We start from the raw sequence: 16,640 nt of genomic DNA on the forward strand, positions 1-16,640 counted from the left end.
ATCGTTCACCGCTGCTGGTTTTAAAAGTTTGCTGACGGCACTAGAGCCGCACGGTGTCACATTAAATGACCTGCCCGATAAGTTAGGTCGAGCAGGTCAGGGCTGATTGATTGAGTAAAACTTGTAAACCCCAGGGGCCTGAGTTGGCACTGAAACCCCTGGGATTACCCACGAAGGGCACTTTTATTATGACTGCGTTCATATCAATCCCACCGCCTAAATATGAGTTAGGAGCTGATGTCTGGCTCCTTTTCCACGGATCTACCATCCCCACCAGCATCAAGGTGCGCCACTTCGACCCCGACCAAAACGCCTGGTACTACCGGGTGGCTCTGTCTGGCCAGTGGCACATCGAAGATGATTTAGGCCCACGCATTGGGGAGGCTGCGTAAGTCATGCCTAACCCCACCACCGATTACCAACTCGCCTATAGCCAGGCCGATGTCGAGCGCCTAACACGCTACATTCTTCGGCTCAACCCAGGCATTAGCTGCAACGACGCCTATATCAAAGCTGTCCGCACCCTAGACCGTGCTGGCCACGTTCGCAAGCGGCTTCGATAACCGTTGCTGAGTTCGCGCCCCCATCTCTCTTGGGGGGCGCTTTTTGTCGTTTTAAGAGGACATCCCAACATCATGAAACCGATTCACGGGGCATTTGCCCTAGCCATCATTGGCACCGCGATACCCAGCATTAGCAACCTTGGCGACTTCGCCTCAAAGGTCACCACCGCCCGCGCCGAGGCCAGTCGCATCGGCGATGACATGACCGAGCTCACCCTGAGCCAGCAAGAGCAGGCGCAAAAAAACGAGGTGGCGATCGCCCGCTATGAGACCGGCTGCATTCCAGTGGTGAGCGTCGACCAGCAGCGCTATGTCTCCCTCGTGCTCAACCTCCCAGTTATAGACAGCGCTTCTAATCAACCCATCCCCGTGGGTTCTATGGTCTGCGATGCCCACGGTAACACCGGTGTTATTACCGACGATGACAGCGACCCTACCACCCCAGGGGTCACCCAAAAGATGGCCTTTACGGGCGATAAGACCCTAGTTGACTGGCGAATGAGCCAATACCAGGGCGCTGCCTACTACATGCCCTCAAATTAAGTCCAGCACACCTTTATAGACTCAAACTCATGACCACCTATTCCACTAAAAAAACCTCTCGCTCACCCAAATCAGGGGCTAAGACAGCCCGCCAGTTTCTCTACTGGCTCGCTATCTGCGTGGCCTGCATCGTGGCAGCTGCCAACATGCTGCCCTATTGCCGCGCGGTATCCCTGGCCCTCATCAACATCTTTGACCTGCAAGGCCTGGTGGGCTTCTTTGGTAATCGTGCTCTGGCCCTGATCTCAATCCCCGTTGGGGTGGTGCTGTGGGCTTTCATTCAGACCGCAGAGGCCTACCCGATTCTGCTGAAGCACGACCGCAAGTTGATGCGCCTGATTGCTCTTGAGGCCGATTCCGCCGAACAACTGCATGTGAATGAGGACGACGATCCCGCCCTCGTGCGACTGAAGGAGTGGTACAACCGCTTTCCCCTGCTCAGCATTCGGTCTGCCAATCGGGCCAGCCTGGTCGCCTACATCGTCGACACCTTCATTTGCCTAACCGTCTTCCCCCCCGTCGATGGCGGCTTTGCCCAGCTGGTGTTTGTCATCTTTACCGGCCAATGGGGCCTCATCAACTGGGGCAGTGTGGGGCTGATCGTTACCATGCTGTTCTGCTTTGAACTCATGGTGCGCTTCATCCTGTTTTTGGGCCTGCAATGGCACTACATGAAGCGAGCCCACGGCTAGAAAACACGGCAAACGGGGGCAACGATGCCCCCATTACTTTTTGGTGAAACTATGAGCAACTTAACCAAACTCCACCCCCTCTGGATTGATACCGCCGAAGATGCCGCCGAAGGGATGCACAACCCCAAACTCTATATTGGGGGCGGCTTAGCTGGTGGGTTAGTGCTTGGGAGCTTACTAAACCCCCTTACTGGTATTGCAGCTCTGGGCTATGGTCTCTACCTGGCCTGGGATGCCAACGAACGCAACAGCGACCAAATCGAGGCCGTCAGTGAGGGCCTGATCGCTCATTTGCTCGACAAGAAGCAGTTGCGCAAATATCAAGCCGACGTGGGAGCCGAGCAGGTGCAGGCCGAGCTAACCCAGGCGATCGCCCGCGACCTGCGCCTCTCAGACGATGCCGAAACGTTGGCCAAGTCGCTGGGCCTGCTGGGCAAACCCAAGGCACGGCCACAACTGCCCCCAAAGCCCTCGGAGGCAACAACCCCTAGCCCCTCGGCCGATGCTGCCCCGGTGCCCCTTGCCCCTATCAAACTAGACCCAGACTGCCCCCACTTCCTGCTGCTGGCGGGTAGCCGGGAGGGCAAAAGCAACGCCCTTCGCTGTCTGCTCGACGGCCATGCTCGAGTCAACTACCTCAGCACCAAGGCTACCGACCAGGTGCCGGTCCACTGGGATGGCTACGTTCTCTGGGGCAAGCCGGAGGAGAAGGGTAGGCAGCTGCAATGGTTGCTCTCTCACTGGGGGGCAAAATTATCGGCTCACGCCGAAGGCACTGACACAGAACCTGAGTGGTTTGTCTTCGATGAAGCGATCCAAATTCAGACCTACGCCAAGCGCTCAAAGGTGAAAGGCCTGGCCGCTTCCCTTGCTGGGTTACAGGTTGAAATTGCGACTCAGGGGGCAGCAATTGCTGCCTATGGGGTACTGCTAGCTCAGACCAAAAACGCCCGACCGTTGGGCATTGACCTGGACCTGTTGCAGCAAAATTTCAGGATGGTTCTGCCTCTGAAAAGTAAACGACGGTTAGCCCTATCTGTGATTGAAAAGATGGGCGGACTCCGGCTCACCACTGAGCAACGGGAGGATATTCTTAGCCACCCCAGCCGCTATTTGCAGCTGTGGATAGGAGAGGATGAGGACATCTATCACGATGTCTTGCCCGAGTTCAAAGGGGATTTAAAGCCCCTGCAAAAATGTCCCTTAGAAAATGCCAAAACCGTTACCAAAGTCCTCGAACCAAGCGAAGAAGAGAAGCTAAATCTAGAGGCGATCGAGGGGATTATTTTTGAGGTGTTGGCCGGGGCATCGGAGCCACTGAAAGCCCACGAAATTAGAGCGAAGCGCCGCCCGCTTCGCTCTGTCGATAAAGACCTCTTCGCCAAAATTTTGGAGAGGCTGACCGAACGGGGAGACCTGCACCGAACGGATGAAGAGAACCCAGGCTATAGCCTACCCCCTAACTCTATCCCGACCGAACGGGAGTAAGCGTACGGAACCGTTCGGGGCCTTATAGAATGGGCGTTCGGGGCCGTTCGGCAACCCCGTTCGGAGCGTTCGGAGCGTACGCACCACCGAACGCCTCGCCGTACGCCTCCGAACACCCCCATCGAAACATTTATAAAAGGGATTTAGATATGGATTTCGAAAAGGCTTTGGTTTGGGCCGCTATACTAATTCCCTCTCTGATATTAGCGATGTGTTTACTCTTTTTCCTCGGCATTGCGCTGGGATTCATTACAGTTTTGCCCTGTGATTCCAGTGGGGATTGCGGCCCATATGCGCCCATGGTATGGCCGTTACCAGGTGGTGGATTTTCTGTCGGCTGAATGGATGGGGTTTAACGCTTTTGTTTGGCCTTGGTTTTAGCGTCACCCTTACGGATCAATTCAGCCATATTCAGCAATGGTGAAAAATTGGAGCCTGTCCACTTAAAGAAAGTAGTCCTTCGCTCCCCCCTGGTATACATGTGATCGTGTACCGCAGATGATAGTAACAACTGCGCCATCAGAGCAGCACTCATCCACTCAACGCTCATAAGACGCTCCCTAGTTTGCACTTGGCAATTAACAATATTCCCGCTTACTCCTGAGTCTTCCCTGTGGGTAGTAAGTTTTGTACAAAACTCTGTCCTATTCTTCAGGCATCGGAGAACTGTAGATCACCCGCTTAATCTCCTTAATTTGGCCCTCTGTCAAATAAGCATGGTTAGCTTTGAGCAACTTGATCGCGTTCTCAATCTCCAGCCTTGCCCACGCAGCAGCCTTAATATTCTCGCTGTTGTGGGCGTTTGACGGGTTCATCGTTATGCAGCTCGTTTTCCATGCCCACGTGGAGTGTAAGGATGCGGGTACTTTCCGGCGCTGGCCAGCTCTAGGTAGTGCTCTAGGTCTTCTACCTTCTGCTCCATCTCGGCTAAGCGGCGATCGACGTCGGTATCGACCATTCTCAACGCTTCAATGCCCACCTGGCAGATGCTCACCTTCTCTTTGAGCTGAGTCAGCAACTCAACCGCGCGTGCGCCTTGGATGGCTAGCGAGCGGGCCGAGTAGACCACCGCTGAGAGCACGGTTAAAAACAGCGGTAGCCAAACCTCAATAGGCATGATTCAGATGTCCAGGGGTGACGGAGCAGGAAAGTCATCAGCGGGCTTTAGGGTGATTGGCAGCTGGGCAAGGAGGCCCACGATCGCATGGTAGGTATCGCTGACCTCCATGCAATCGGTCAACAGGTCAGCCGGTAGCCACATCGCCCCATCAGCATCGGCCCGGGCATTGACCTGGGTACGTCTGGGCAGTAGCAGCCTCTGGGCCTGGGCTAGCTGCTCGGTGGTGATGGGGAGATACCGATCTTGCAGGAGTTCCCGCTGTTCAGGGGTGAACTCGCCATCAGGGCGAAGGGTTTTGCGCAGCAGCGATCGCTGGTTTGGGTTGAGCTGCACCCAGGCTAAAGGGGCAGAGTCGAGCAGTTCCTTTAAGGCAAGTTGGTCGGGGGTCATGGTGTCACCCCTAGCTCAGTCATGAGGGTATTGCAGGTGGTTCTATAAGCCCCGGGGTTTGGTAGCGCATCACCAAACCCACCCAACGATAGTCGTCTGTCAGTTGGGTTTGTTGGACTGCCACCACTATTTCGGGTGAACATAAACACATCTAGCAGTAGCGGTGCTTGAGAAACAACAGCAGCATTGCCAGATCTACTCCCTGATAGGTAAGAGAATTCAGATGCTTGTGTCCTCTGGCAAAGTGCAATGTCAAACTCTGTCCTAGGCCCACCAATCGAGATAGCTCCGCTTGAACTACACCTGAAAAATGGCCCGTTTGCGAATAGGGTGTTGTCGCCCAGTTGCGTAGAGCCGTCGTCCCCAAACCCCGTGCCAAGATAAACCCCTGGCGAAGCGTAAATATCTGAGTGCCAAACAAAGGCTGACTGGTTGTTTTGCTGCCCTGCGAGAAACCCTACATTGCAGTTGATATAGGCCGAACCGTTACCCTGCAAGCCTGCGGCAACTTTCTGCCCCGCCACAAAACCCACGTTTGTAGGCAATGCGTTACCACGAGATGTAATCGGCCTGAAACAACCGCCTAGGCCGCTAAACCCAGCAAAGGCTAGCAGCATTCCATTACTAAAAGGGGCGAGATTCCCGTCACTTTTGAGCTGGACAAAAAACTTGCTGTACGCCGCCTTAGCCCCCTCTGCGAACACTGACCCCGCCGCCTCAACCTGCGCGAACCAGGCCTCAGCATCGGGGTCAAAGCCAGGACGGTTAACAAAAGCAGGATCGAATAGGGTTAGAGTTCTCACGATTCAACCCCCCACGCCGCTATGCCATCTGAATCGTTCTCGCCAAAAAAGGTCAGGGACAAAACCCCGACCTTTAACGCTGCGATATTCGCAGGCTTCGACCCCAAAAATCGCCAGTCAGCAGGAAAGCTCAACGTTCGTTGTGTGGCGTCACACAGCAACCGAATCACTACTTGCCGGCCAGTGCCGCGATTGCTTGAGGTGAAGGCGATATTGCCGGTTAGAGAGATGGTTTGGTGAGTGCCTGCCAGCGTTGCCATATTCAAATTGACCGTTGCCCCGTAGGCAGCAGTGCCCTGGGTTACGATCAGCGGGGCCTTGAGGTCTAAGTCTGCTTGACTTACCGTTTCAGAGTTGAGCTGGCCCTTAAAGGCGGCGGGTGGGTCCTCTTCATTGGCCCGCCCTACGTAGATCGTCTCATCCTCCTCGCTATAAGCCGCTTCGCCAAAGGCCAAATCAGCCGGTGGGCCACTCCCTAAAGTGCGTCTAAGCCGTATTTCACGCTCCGTCATACAGCCCCCCGTCAATGACTAAATCAGAGATGGACTCATCATCTTTGGTCTCGACGGCAAAACCCATAATGGTGATGAAGTAGCTGTCCTGAAAGTTTTCGGGATAAACCACCGTAGCCTTCAAAACATGGTCAGCACTCATGTAAAAACCCGTTTCATAGCCTAGTAATGGCATCAGGTCTACTGGGCTTTCCTGCTTTCGGATTCTCACATTGTCCAGCAGCCCATACTCTGTCCCATTCTCATCCTCGACCGACAGATTAATGCCATTCATAGCGAGAGAGTTGGTCAGGATTTGAAGCTGAATAATCTTCCCTGCCCACCGCCCGCCACTAAATCCAAAGGTTGGAATCGTACCCGGCTGATAGAGGTCAGTCAAATACGGCATTCCGGTTCTGAATGTCTTGATAATTTGAACCGTCCTGACCTCTGTTGCCATAGTTATCCTATTTTGGCGTCGATGGCTTCGAGCTTAACCCTGATAGCGTCTATCTTGTCTGTCACGTCATCCCCAATTAGGCCGGAGTAGGAATAGACCACAATGCCAAGGCTGGTTAACCAGGGCTTAGGGATAAACGACAGTTTTAAAGTGTCGCTTGACTGATTGAAAATGAGAATTTCAAAGTCAGAATTTAGGCGAATGTATCGCTTATCTAAAACCGCTGTGGGGATGCCGGGAAAGTCGTCTTCAATGGTCAACTCATCTTTAGGAAAATCGACCAACCGGAGCAGGGTGCCCGCGCTTGACCAGGTAACCGGAGCCCTGGCCATGCTGCATTTGATGGCGATCACTTGGGAGTCGATTAGCACGGGGATGTCGAAGGGCTGAATCCACCGACGGTTAAGGCGATAGATGGCTTTGTCCTCTTCGGTGGGAATCTGGACGGCAGCCCACTCAAACTGCCAGTTCCCGGCAATGCCAATATCAAGGCTTTTGCCTAGAGGCAGCATTGGTGGTTCTCCAGACCCTCGTGGAAGTCGATCGCATCCACGCCGGTCTGGTCGAGGGCGCTTAGATAGTCGTCATAGGTGATGTTGCCCTTCAGGTACTCAGCAAGCGCCACCGCCCGCAGGCACATGCCATCCATTAGCACGCTCTGAATGTGCTCGGGCAGCCGTGGGTCGTGAACGTAGGGCGTGGCCAGCATGTCGCTGATGTTGCCCCTGGGGATGAGAATTTCAGGCATGGCAGTAGGAGGGGGAGAGGGTGACCAAGAGGCTACCGCTGTGGCTAGCCTCTTGGGTGGTGAGCGGCGGGAGCTAATTAGATGACGTAGTTCTCACGCTCGGGCTCAATCCAGAGACGCCCATTGGTCCCTAGGGCAGCAGCCACAGCAGTCTTAATGAGCGCGGCTGAAGTGCGCAGGTCTTCCAGTGTGATCGCCCCGGTTTTCTCGCTCAGGGGGGCCGTGTAGCTGTTGCGGGCCGCGCCATCTGCGGTCTTTGTATATCTCGTGACTCGGGTGCCCCAAGGGGTATAGGTAGCTCGCTTGGTGCCGCCCAGAACGGCCTTGATTTTAGTGGCCTGAAAGTTGGTCACCGGCAGAAACTCGTCGAGATCGACGTACTCAAGACCCAACCGCACGGCACCGGCTCCCGGCACAGCGTTTTCAGACAGACCCTCGAAGAAGTTGACAGCAGTTTGAGACGCTAGGAGCTGCACTTGAGCGGGGCCTGGTGTGGCTCCAGTCTGAATCATCAGTGAGCGATAGCCTACGTTGATGCGGGGGAGGTCTACAACAGTGGTGTTTTGGGTGCTTGGGTCTGAACCACGGTTAGCGTAATAGTCCTCTCGCTTCTTAGCTTTTGCAGCGCGATCGGCAAGAATGTAGCTGGGAACGCGACGGGCCATAAGGCAATGCCTCTGAATAGTAGTGAGCTGTACGCCACAGTTCTAGCCTCGTTTAAGGCCCTTTTTAGCCTTCGATAAGTATACTTTTGCAGTTAAATTTCTCCGAGTATTTACTTAGTTCAAACAATCGGGTCGCGTCTCACACCTGTTAGATCTACTAGGTTGATTGGGGAAGGTAACCCATGGACGGAAAGAGTTGCGTAGCGAAAGCGCACATTAACACGGGGGCGCTTGCGTGGCTTCCGTACCGTGCGGCCCATGATGACCTTGGTGCCAGGGTTGTAGGGAAACCGGGTGGCTGCATTGACAGGCTCAACAATGTTTAGGTTACTCCAGTCGGGAGTATCGTTTTGAATGTCTAGAACGTTCTCAACTAAGGCTCGCCCGTCTGCTTCTGTTCGACATAAAACGCGCAGGTCATAACCTTTTTCTTTATCCTGATAAACGATTTTATCTGTGCCTTTTTTCCAAACATAAGGAGGGGTGGCAAAGACAGAGCGAACTCTTTGGGCTAGCTGTTGCGCCCTAGCCATTGTCATAGTATTTGTGGTTTCGTTGAAAATTCTGAACGTTATTTCTCCCTTTACTGGAGAAAACCCGTCTACAACATCATCACTGGGTTCAGAAAAGAAAAGTTTGATTTGAGGTTTGTAGACAATTTCAGACTCGTAATCGGTGATGGGAATGCCGAATATGGCCGGGTGCAATGCTGACGCATGCCGTGCGGTGATTTCAAATAGCATTACCCTGAGCAAGGTCATGGGTAGGCTATCTCTGTCCTCGTGACGGCAGGCCACTCGCAATGAGTTTCGAGGAATAGTTAAATCATCCTCTGGCCCCAGGTCTGCGAAATGGTTCAGCACTTCGCGGTTATACCAGCGCTTCACCGTGTCTTGAAGGTGTTCAGTCGGGCTGAAATTATCAGGGAGTGCCATTTGCAGGTTCGAGGTCTAGAGGGTCAGCATTGGGGGCCTGGGAGGCTTCGTCGGCCTCTGCAGCAGCGGCCTTGATGGGTTCATTCTCTGGCACGTCAGTGCGGGGGGCCAAAGTGCCGATTTCCTCAATCAGCTTGTTTTTAGCCTGCCCAGCTGCTGTCACTTCCTCTTGCACATCTCGAACAGTGGCGACAGCGGCATAAAGGGTGCCCACGGTGTCGTCTACCTGTTCTATGCCGTCGAGTATTCGCTGCGTTTTGCGGCGGGTCGCGTCACCAGCTCTGTGGTTTTCGCTAAATCGGGGCATGGTCAGCGCATCGACTACCTTACTCTCTCGGAGAGAGTTGCCGATTTTTCCGGTGTTGTTTGCGGTGATTTCGAGCAGGTCAGTGGTGGAGTCGGTGATGTTTCGAATTGACCAGATGACGTTGCTGGCGCTCTGGTAGATACGGCTGGCTTTGGTGAGGGAGTTGCCGATGTTGGTGGCCAATTTCTCGCCTAGAGCCGCATTAATGACGTCTTTAACTTTTTTGCCCACCATGGCGTTTATGTCGAGGGGATTTCCCGCTTCGTCATCGATGCCAACGGTGTCCAGCAGCAGGCTGATCATTTCCCCTAGAGTTGAGCCTACGTCTCGAGATAGGTAATAGGCATTGTGCAGGGTGGTGACCAGAGTAAGGGCGTTAATAGCCTTTTGGATCCGTGTGGTTTCCCACGCCTTCCGCATGAACTGGTCAACATTCCCAAGTTTTACCCGCGATTCGATGCCGATGCCGTATAGGCCAGGGAACCCGCTTACCGGGTTCGAGGCTTTCTCCTGCACATCGGTTGCTTTGTTTTGGATGTCCATTATCCGCTGCCGTTCATAGATGCAGGTTGGGGGATTTGGGACATTAACTACTGGCGTTGGTGGCGGCTTGACTACCTGAATATTGGGATTGGGTTTCGAGCGATCGGTTAGGTCGCCGCTGGGAGTGTTTATCTTTTGCCGTAGCCCGTCGATTAAGACAATCGGAATCACCACGGCCAGGGGGGCAAACGGGTTATTTAGGGCCGATAGGGGCGACTTTGGCCCCGCCGTGGGGGCCGCTTTATCCAGCGGGGCTAGCGGGTCTTTTGTTGGCGGAGTTAATGGGTCATCTCCTAGATTTGGCGGAGTCTCGCGAGGGGATTCGAGGTCGGGCGGCTCCGAGGTGGTGCCCGGTGTAGTGGTAGGTGCTGGGTCCGGCGTTGGGGTGGGGTTGAAGTTGGGAACTGGGGCCGGAGGTGTTAGGGGAGTGGTGTCGGGCGTAACCTGGGGTTCAGTGCCTGGCCATGGGGTATCAGTTGGCGTGGGTTGGGATACCGGTGGCGGCAGGGTGCGAGGTGTGGCCCCCGGTGAGGCTTGCCTAGCTGGATTGGGAGCGCGCACTACATCTACATTTGACGGGTTACCTCCGGTATCAGGTTGGCCGTCTGCCCGCGATACCGAAATACCGGAAACTCTTATTCCACGCCCTGAGCCAGCAAAGAGGACCTCTCCGTCTCCAGTGCTTAGATAATATTCGTTGTAGCTGAACCCTGGGCAGAGACCGCCCTGCGGCTGGCTGAAGGTCGGATTATGGGTAGACCTAAAGTTGACCGGCCCTCTTACTCCGTTTGCCTCGATTGAGCTAGGTATCTCATTACAGCTTGGGTCAGCGCTGCGGGCTGAAGCCGTGACATTGTAAAAAACCCCTGGGGACTGCCCCCCGGTAAAGGGTGGGGGCACACCGGGATCCACGATCGCGCCCGCGTCCATGGCCTCGGCTGGCAGTTCATTGGGATATCCCTTGGGGCCTCCGAAGAAATCTGGAATCAAGTCGTCGATCGCACGGCCTAGTTTGCTTCCCAGAGAGGAGCCCAGGCCGCCGCCTATCCCGGCTCCGAAAGCTCCGCCGACGTATCCACCCACTGCCGCGCCGCTAACGGTGCCTACAATCGGAGCGGGGATAGTGCCAACGGCACCACCAGCTGCACCGCCAGCTGCACCGCCAACCAGGCCGCCGCCAAGGCCGCCCAAGAGTCCGCCGATACCAGCACCAGCACCCTCGAAGAAGCCAGCGCCCCCGACAAAAGCCGCCGCCGATGCCGCGCCGCCATAGAGCAAACCGCCCCCAGCGGCCTGCGTCACGGCTGGCCCATTGAGCAAAGGCTGAGTAGGCGGCTTAATCCCTAGGTTTAGCGGTCTCCGAAGGGGTTCACCTGTGACGGCTGCTGATCGCGGCAGCGGAGTAAACCCAGCTCTTCGATCAGCTGCCGATCGCAGCGGTGCCAACGCCCCACCACTAGGAGCTGGGGCAAACGTTCCACCCCCAGTAGGAATCATGTCGACCGTGACGCCCCTGGGTAGAGGGGTATCCCAGGCCGTCCCTGCGTTGGCGAGCCGAGATCGCATTGCAGAGTCATAGTTAGCGCTCGCCTGGTAGTTGAGGCGGCTATGCTCTCGGAAAAATTGGTCCCGACTAACAGGCTGATTGGTAGTAGGAGAGCGGTAGGGTTTAGCTTCCATTCCCCTTGCAGCAGCCTGGGTCGGTTCGGAAGGATCGTATCTATTGGCCGCGTCAATATAGGCCTGTTGGTTCAGGGCTGACTGTCGCGATAAGTAGTTGTCGCTCGTCAGAATTTGGCCATCGCCCATACGGACGTAGCCTTCCCCCTGATAGCGAAACAATTCTGGCTGAGCTGCGGGGGATTGGGTCGGCGAGCTCCAGTTGACCGGCTGACCTAGGCTCATGAGGATAGTTCTCTAGGGCAAAAATGAGGCTGGAATAGGAGTGTTGCCCGGGAATTCCTGAACTTCTTCCCAGAGTTTTGTAGGTTGAGAGCGCCAGTCGTCGGAGAGCTCGAAGGAGGGCCTAAAAATAATGTGCTCCTTCTTGTCCGCAGCCAAGCCGTCTTGGGCTGTGATCACAGGGATCACAGGGGCAGAGTCTGACTCTTGATAACGGTCATTTTTATGGAGCTGGTACAAAGCCCCGAGGGCCCAGACGGCCAGTTTTTCTAACGTGTTTACACTGGTGGGCAAGTTAGCCGGTACGAATGCGGTCATGGGTTCGTTACCTAGAAATGAGCCGGAATTACTACTCGAATTTTGGCTCATTGGCGGGGGTATCACCAGCACTATTTAGGCTAAACTCTAGGCACATTCGCAATTGACTAACCTGAAATCCTTGCGGTTCATGGCTTACAGAGCCAGGGTCAGCGGTTTCGAATCCCCTGGGGGTATAGCTTTTAATAGCGTTGAGGCCTCGTAACAGGTGTTACGAGGCCTTGTTTTTTTATGCGGTAGCCTTAACCTAGGTCAGGTGACAAGCCCAATTACTTCCAGTACTGTAAGGATCACCTAACGGTTTAACCTTTTGCGAAGGGGAATTTATGACCTTCATTACGCTATTGGCAACCGCAGTCGGTATTGTCTCAGCGATCGTGCTAGTGATCGTGGGATTAGTAGAGGCTCCTTGGCAACTGCTGCTGTTTGGACTCTTAGTCGCCCTGTATGGATTGCAGCGGCAGATTTGGGCCAGCGAGTCGGTCACGGAGGTTGGCAGTGCCATAGTGCCAACCAACGTTGATATCCAGAAAAATTCGGCTTTATCCCAGCTAAAGCAGGCCAACGTGAATAGCAAAGAGAGTTCCTCAGCCCAAGAGTTTGAAGGCGAGGAGCTAATCTACCGAGGCATTCGCTATCGCGCTAACCAACCCGAGACCCCACCACCGCTACCCGACGAGAAAATCGAGGGCATCTATCGAGGGCAACCCTGGGAGCGCTAGCAGAAATGATCCTACTGTTCAGAATGCTTGAAATATCTGTACTCTAAGGATTTTTCACTTTGAATTTTGCCTTTTGAACTCCGCGTAGCGGTACTAGCTGCAATATTCCCCTTAAGACACCTCCGCCGGAGCAAAAATGCTTTCGTCTTGGGCAAAGGCTTTAAATTCTAAGGCGTTACCGCTGGGGTCAGTAATAAACAGCGTGAACTGCTCTCCGACCTCACCCGCAAACCGCTGGTAGGGCTCAATTAAAAACTCCACCTGGGCCTGGCGCAGGCGATCGGCCAAGGCGTGCCATTCAGCTGGAGTGAGAATGACGCCCCAGTGGCTAACCGGTACGTTGTGACCATCCACAGCATTAGTAGACACGATGGATTGGGGTTCAGCTTGATGAGCCGTGATCTGGTGACCAAACAGATTAAAGTCAATCCAGGTCGATGACGTGCGCCCCACCGAGCAGCCCAGCACGGTTTCATAGAAGTGACGCGTGCTGTTCAGGTCGTACACTGGAAACGCCACATGAAAGGGACGAAGCATCGCCATGTCCTCTAGGTTTACGACTGAGCCTAGCACCGATAGTTCTAGGCCCGCCACAGGAACCATTTATCCTCGCTATGCCCTCAACCACTGTACCCTCTACACCGGCCGTAGAGTGCTGCAAAACTACGCGGTGGTTATAGACGGCAGCCGTATTTTAGACCTTGTACCTGAGGCTCAACTTCCGTCAGACTTGCCTTGTCTCGACGGTCAGGGCTGGACGGTAGCCCCCGGCTTTATTGATCTACAGCTCAATGGCTGCGGCGGCGTGATGTTCAATGACGCCATCACCGCCGACACCCTTAAAACCATGCACCGCACCAACCTCCAGAGCGGCACTACGAGTTTTTTGCCCACGTTAATTACAACTGCCGACCAGGCGATGGACGAGGCCATGGCTTTAGTGGCCGATTATCGTCAGCAGCAGCCATATCAAGTCTTAGGTCTTCATTTAGAAGGCCCCTATCTCAACTCCAAGCGAGGAGGAATTCACAGCCAAGCCTTGATTCGTTCTGCCGACCGGGCCATGATCGATCGCATAGCCCAGGCTGGACCAGAGGTAGTCAAGCTGGTCACGTTGGCCCCTGAAGTCGTCTCCCCAGACTATATTCGGCAGCTGGCGGAAGCAGGCATTTTGGTCTCTGCTGGACACTCTGAGGCTAGCTTTGAAGAGGCATTGGTTGGCTTTGAGGCTGGAGTTGGCATGGTCACGCACCTGTTTAACGCTATGTCTGGATGGCAAGGGCGTAGTCCTGGGCTGGTGGGGGCGGTGTTGAGCCAGGCCGATGTCTATGCCGGCGTCATTGTGGATGGGCACCACGTTCACTACAGTTCTGTCAGCCTGGCACATCGGGTGAAGCAAGACCATCTGGTGCTCGTTACCGACGCCACACCCCCAGTGGGCACCACGCTAGAATCCTTTGTCATTGGTGGCCAGGAAGTGTTTTATCGAGACGGCAAGTGCGTCTCTGCCGACGGCACTCTTGGGGGGGCAGCGCTAACATTGATGACTGCTATAGAGAACTGCGTGCGGCGAGTGGGCATTCCCCTAGCAGAAGCCCTGCGGATGGCGACCCTATATCCGGCCCGAGCCATCGGAGTCGACCACTGTTTGGGGATGTTGTCTGCGGGCTACCAGGCCAACATAACCCTGTTTGACACTGACACGTTCGCTGTAAAAGGGGTAATTGATCAAGGCGTGCCGACTTGGTTTGCAACAGACCCTGGATAAACAGTCGGAATCTTTAGATGTGAGGACGCGGTAGACCGGCCACTCGCTGCTGAAGCAATTGAGCAGCCATTTTCTGGCTGCGCAAACTAATCCATAGACTGCACTGGTCCTCGGCAATAGACACCAATGCCCCAGCTCGCTGCTCTGAAAATTTGCAGGCTAGGTGATATAGCCTTGTACGCTTGTCGGCTTCGACAGTTAAGGCCCGATAATACAGTTCGTTATAGTGATGGGTGCCGTCCTGCAGGGCGCCGTTAAACCAAAACTTAAATACCTGAACTCGATCTTCGGGCAAAACCTTTGGCAGCATTGAAGCTCTCTCTTGACCTAGTTTCAGCATACCCAGTTGGTCTAGGGAATGCTGGTGCCTAGGCAGATGTAGGGGTGCGGCTTGGGTTATGGCAACTTGCTTTACTGACATATAGTGCGGGCAAAGGCAGACTCCACTAGCGATCGCAAAATGTCCATGCTGAGTGGCTGCACCAGCAATCCATCTAGTCCTGGAGTGTCTTCGCTGTAGTCCCATTGCGGGCTGGTCGAGTCCGTTAGAGCCACGATAGTCATGTCAGGAGCCTGCCCATGCTGGCGCAATTGATTGACTAACGGCAGTGACCAATCGTGAAAGTCATTGCCAACTAAAATAACGAGACAGGGTGCCCCCTGGTTGACACGGGTAACCGCTTGCTCGGTAGAACTGGCGACATACACGGGGTACTGCAGGTCAGTCTCTAAAGGATGAGCGTCGTCATGGTGATCACACTCTGGGTCGAGCACAAGGATATAGTCACGAGTTAAGGTCATGGCTGAAAACGACGCAATTGCCTTCTATCTTACCTAGAGCAAAAACAGCGTTTGCCACCATAAAGCCGCTTTTTTTGGGCTATAGACTAGGGTTTTCATGCCATTTTGGAAACCTGGATTTATTTCAATCTTCCGTTTTTTTTAGTCTGTCTAAAGGCATGCCAAAGCCTTCTCGTTGCGAAAGCAAAACTATAATTAAGTTATGCAAATTATTGCCCTAAAAATTGCCAACTATTCCGCTATTAATAACGTTTTGTACGATGAGCCCGCGATCCCACCGCACACCCTAGGTCAGAGTTGGGTAACTCTAGCTACAAAAACACCCAGGGGCCTTTGCTATGTTTAGCGAATAAAATTTGCCGTTTATAACGAAACCCAGTGGGCGCTGTATCGGTACAGATTATTGAGGGCAACCCCCATTTGCGATCGCTCCTGGGCTGGCATCTTCAGCAAGCTGGCTACAGGGTTTTTCAGTCAGCAGATGTTGTCCGCACTCGCGACCTTTTTCAGAGCCGACAGCCAGACCTAGTCATTTTAGACTCGCAACTCCCGGATGGGGACGGTGTGGAGCTGTGTAAGTGGTTGCACAGCCAGGGACAGCCTCTGATCATGATCCTCTCGGCCTGCAACACAGAAACCGATATCGTGACCGGACTGCGGGCCGGAGCCGACGACTACATGACTAAGCCCTTCGGCATGCAGGAGTTCTTGGCTCGAGTCGAGGCGCTAACCCGGCGCGTACGGCTAATGAGCGCACCGGCATCTCTTACCTACGGCGACTTGAACATTGACCTAGTGCAGCGGCGAGTCAATTTTCGAGGCGACTATATCGATCTAACACCTCAGGAGTTTAGCCTGCTATACGTGCTGACCCAAGCGGCTGGGGCTCCCTTGAGCCGTACGGATTTACTGCGACGTGCCTGGCCCGATGCGATCGACAATCCCAGAACCGTTGATACCCATATTCTCTCTCTGCGTAAAAAGATTGAGGTTGACCCGAGGCAGCCTAACATTATTCAAACAGTGCGCAATGTAGGCTATCGATTCAACGTTGAGCGTGCCTCCGCTGAGTCTAACGGCCACAGTCCTCGGATAAGCGCACCCCTAGCCTCTTCCTCCCTAATCTAAGACAGCTTAGATAGCTATAACGCTAATTCCAACAAAGGGTAGACGGGCTATGCCGGAAGCTTGATGGCGATCGCCTTGGAGCACGGGAGGTTTAATTCAACAAAAGTTGGATTAGGCGACCGCGGCTTAACGAAATTGACTTCTCTATAGTCCCAAGTTCAACCCCCGTACGGCAGCCCAAGTGGGTAGCCAAAACCGGCCGTGGCTAATTTTGGTGAATTAGACTATAATTCAGAAATCCTTTCATGCGGCC

The 16,640-nt window shown here is 54.2% G+C and carries 21 protein-coding genes; 8 read left to right on the forward strand and 13 right to left on the reverse strand.

Annotated elements, in window-relative coordinates:
- The first annotated feature begins 188 nt into the window (after window positions 1–188).
- The 5 genes from H6F75_RS22380 (at window position 189) to H6F75_RS22400 (ending at window position 3,286) form a co-directional block, all read left to right on the forward strand.
- A complete protein-coding gene (locus H6F75_RS22380) occupies window positions 189–392 on the forward strand; it encodes a PilZ domain-containing protein (protein WP_190754658.1) in 204 nt (67 codons plus the stop codon).
- 3 nt (window positions 393–395) lie between these two features.
- Window positions 396–563 carry a hypothetical protein gene (locus H6F75_RS22385; protein WP_190754660.1) on the forward strand — a complete coding sequence of 56 codons (168 nt, stop codon included), beginning with the start codon at window positions 396–398 and terminating at the stop codon, window positions 561–563.
- Window positions 564–635: 72 nt separating this feature from the next.
- Complete coding sequence (locus H6F75_RS22390; protein WP_190754662.1) at window positions 636–1,106, forward strand: hypothetical protein; 471 nt, start codon at window positions 636–638, stop codon at window positions 1,104–1,106.
- A gap of 29 nt (window positions 1,107–1,135) precedes the next feature.
- Window positions 1,136–1,798, forward strand: a complete 663-nt coding sequence (locus H6F75_RS22395) for a hypothetical protein (RefSeq protein ID WP_190754664.1) — start codon at window positions 1,136–1,138, stop codon at window positions 1,796–1,798.
- Between the two features lie 51 nt (window positions 1,799–1,849).
- Window positions 1,850–3,286: a hypothetical protein gene (locus H6F75_RS22400; protein ID WP_190754666.1), complete on the forward strand. Its 1,437-nt coding sequence runs from the start codon at window positions 1,850–1,852 to the stop codon at window positions 3,284–3,286.
- A gap of 817 nt (window positions 3,287–4,103) precedes the next feature.
- Here the strand turns inward: H6F75_RS22400 and H6F75_RS22410 are convergent.
- The 10 genes from H6F75_RS22410 to H6F75_RS22455 all read right to left on the reverse strand — a co-directional run bounded on the left by H6F75_RS22410 (window position 4,104) and on the right by H6F75_RS22455 (window position 11,968).
- Window positions 4,104–4,403, reverse strand: coding sequence for a hypothetical protein (locus H6F75_RS22410; RefSeq protein WP_190754670.1), 300 nt, complete (start codon window positions 4,401–4,403; stop codon window positions 4,104–4,106).
- A gap of 3 nt (window positions 4,404–4,406) precedes the next feature.
- Window positions 4,407–4,796 (reverse strand): hypothetical protein, encoded by a 390-nt coding sequence (locus H6F75_RS22415; protein WP_190754672.1) that lies wholly within the window; start codon window positions 4,794–4,796, stop codon window positions 4,407–4,409.
- A gap of 799 nt (window positions 4,797–5,595) precedes the next feature.
- Complete coding sequence (locus tag H6F75_RS22420) at window positions 5,596–6,111, reverse strand: hypothetical protein (protein WP_190754674.1); 516 nt, start codon at window positions 6,109–6,111, stop codon at window positions 5,596–5,598.
- Window positions 6,098–6,550: a hypothetical protein gene (locus tag H6F75_RS22425; RefSeq protein ID WP_190754676.1), complete on the reverse strand. Its 453-nt coding sequence runs from the start codon at window positions 6,548–6,550 to the stop codon at window positions 6,098–6,100. Before H6F75_RS22425 ends, H6F75_RS22420 begins: the two co-directional genes overlap by 14 nt.
- 2 nt (window positions 6,551–6,552) lie before the next feature.
- Window positions 6,553–7,062 carry a hypothetical protein gene (locus tag H6F75_RS22430; RefSeq protein WP_190754678.1) on the reverse strand — a complete coding sequence of 170 codons (510 nt, stop codon included), beginning with the start codon at window positions 7,060–7,062 and terminating at the stop codon, window positions 6,553–6,555.
- A complete protein-coding gene (locus tag H6F75_RS22435; protein ID WP_190754680.1) occupies window positions 7,050–7,298 on the reverse strand; it encodes a hypothetical protein in 249 nt (82 codons plus the stop codon). The genes H6F75_RS22430 and H6F75_RS22435 overlap by 13 nt, the downstream gene beginning before the upstream one ends.
- Window positions 7,299–7,375: 77 nt before the next feature.
- On the reverse strand, window positions 7,376–7,963 hold the full coding sequence (locus tag H6F75_RS22440; RefSeq protein ID WP_190754682.1) for a hypothetical protein: 588 nt from the start codon (window positions 7,961–7,963) through the stop codon (window positions 7,376–7,378).
- A gap of 119 nt (window positions 7,964–8,082) precedes the next feature.
- Window positions 8,083–8,898, reverse strand: a complete 816-nt coding sequence (locus H6F75_RS22445) for a hypothetical protein (protein ID WP_190754684.1) — start codon at window positions 8,896–8,898, stop codon at window positions 8,083–8,085.
- Entirely contained in the window at window positions 8,885–11,653 is a 2,769-nt protein-coding gene (locus tag H6F75_RS22450) for a hypothetical protein (protein ID WP_190754686.1), read from the reverse strand. Before H6F75_RS22450 ends, H6F75_RS22445 begins: the two co-directional genes overlap by 14 nt.
- A 12-nt stretch (window positions 11,654–11,665) precedes the next feature.
- Window positions 11,666–11,968, reverse strand: coding sequence for a hypothetical protein (locus H6F75_RS22455; protein WP_190754688.1), 303 nt, complete (start codon window positions 11,966–11,968; stop codon window positions 11,666–11,668).
- Between the two features lie 326 nt (window positions 11,969–12,294).
- On the opposite strand from H6F75_RS22455, the gene H6F75_RS22460 reads away from it, so the two are divergent.
- The gene (locus tag H6F75_RS22460) at window positions 12,295–12,690 is read left to right on the forward strand and encodes a DUF4278 domain-containing protein (protein WP_190754690.1); all 396 of its coding nucleotides are present in this window, start codon (window positions 12,295–12,297) and stop codon (window positions 12,688–12,690) included.
- Window positions 12,691–12,801: 111 nt separating this feature from the next.
- Here the strand turns inward: H6F75_RS22460 and H6F75_RS22465 are convergent, their stop codons facing one another.
- The gene (locus H6F75_RS22465; RefSeq protein ID WP_190754692.1) at window positions 12,802–13,233 is read right to left on the reverse strand and encodes a VOC family protein; all 432 of its coding nucleotides are present in this window, start codon (window positions 13,231–13,233) and stop codon (window positions 12,802–12,804) included.
- Here H6F75_RS22465 and nagA point away from each other — a divergent pair.
- Window positions 13,232–14,458, forward strand: a complete 1,227-nt coding sequence (nagA, locus tag H6F75_RS22470; RefSeq protein ID WP_190754694.1) for an N-acetylglucosamine-6-phosphate deacetylase — start codon at window positions 13,232–13,234, stop codon at window positions 14,456–14,458. The two genes, H6F75_RS22465 and nagA, sit on opposite strands and share 2 nt — an antisense overlap.
- Before the next feature lie 13 nt (window positions 14,459–14,471).
- On the opposite strand, the gene H6F75_RS22475 is transcribed toward nagA, so the two are convergent.
- Both H6F75_RS22475 and H6F75_RS22480 read right to left on the reverse strand, forming a co-directional pair.
- The gene (locus tag H6F75_RS22475) at window positions 14,472–14,768 is read right to left on the reverse strand and encodes a hypothetical protein (RefSeq protein ID WP_190754696.1); all 297 of its coding nucleotides are present in this window, start codon (window positions 14,766–14,768) and stop codon (window positions 14,472–14,474) included.
- 101 nt (window positions 14,769–14,869) lie between these two features.
- Window positions 14,870–15,259 carry a hypothetical protein gene (locus H6F75_RS22480; protein WP_190754698.1) on the reverse strand — a complete coding sequence of 130 codons (390 nt, stop codon included), beginning with the start codon at window positions 15,257–15,259 and terminating at the stop codon, window positions 14,870–14,872.
- A gap of 378 nt (window positions 15,260–15,637) precedes the next feature.
- Between H6F75_RS22480 and H6F75_RS22485 the strand changes: the two genes are divergently transcribed.
- Entirely contained in the window at window positions 15,638–16,387 is a 750-nt protein-coding gene (locus H6F75_RS22485; protein ID WP_190754699.1) for a response regulator, read from the forward strand.
- Window positions 16,388–16,640: the final 253 nt, after the last annotated feature.

Origin of the sequence: Nodosilinea sp. FACHB-131 (genome assembly GCF_014695395.1) — a bacterium.
GTDB lineage: Bacteria > Cyanobacteriota > Cyanobacteriia > Phormidesmidales > Phormidesmidaceae > Nodosilinea.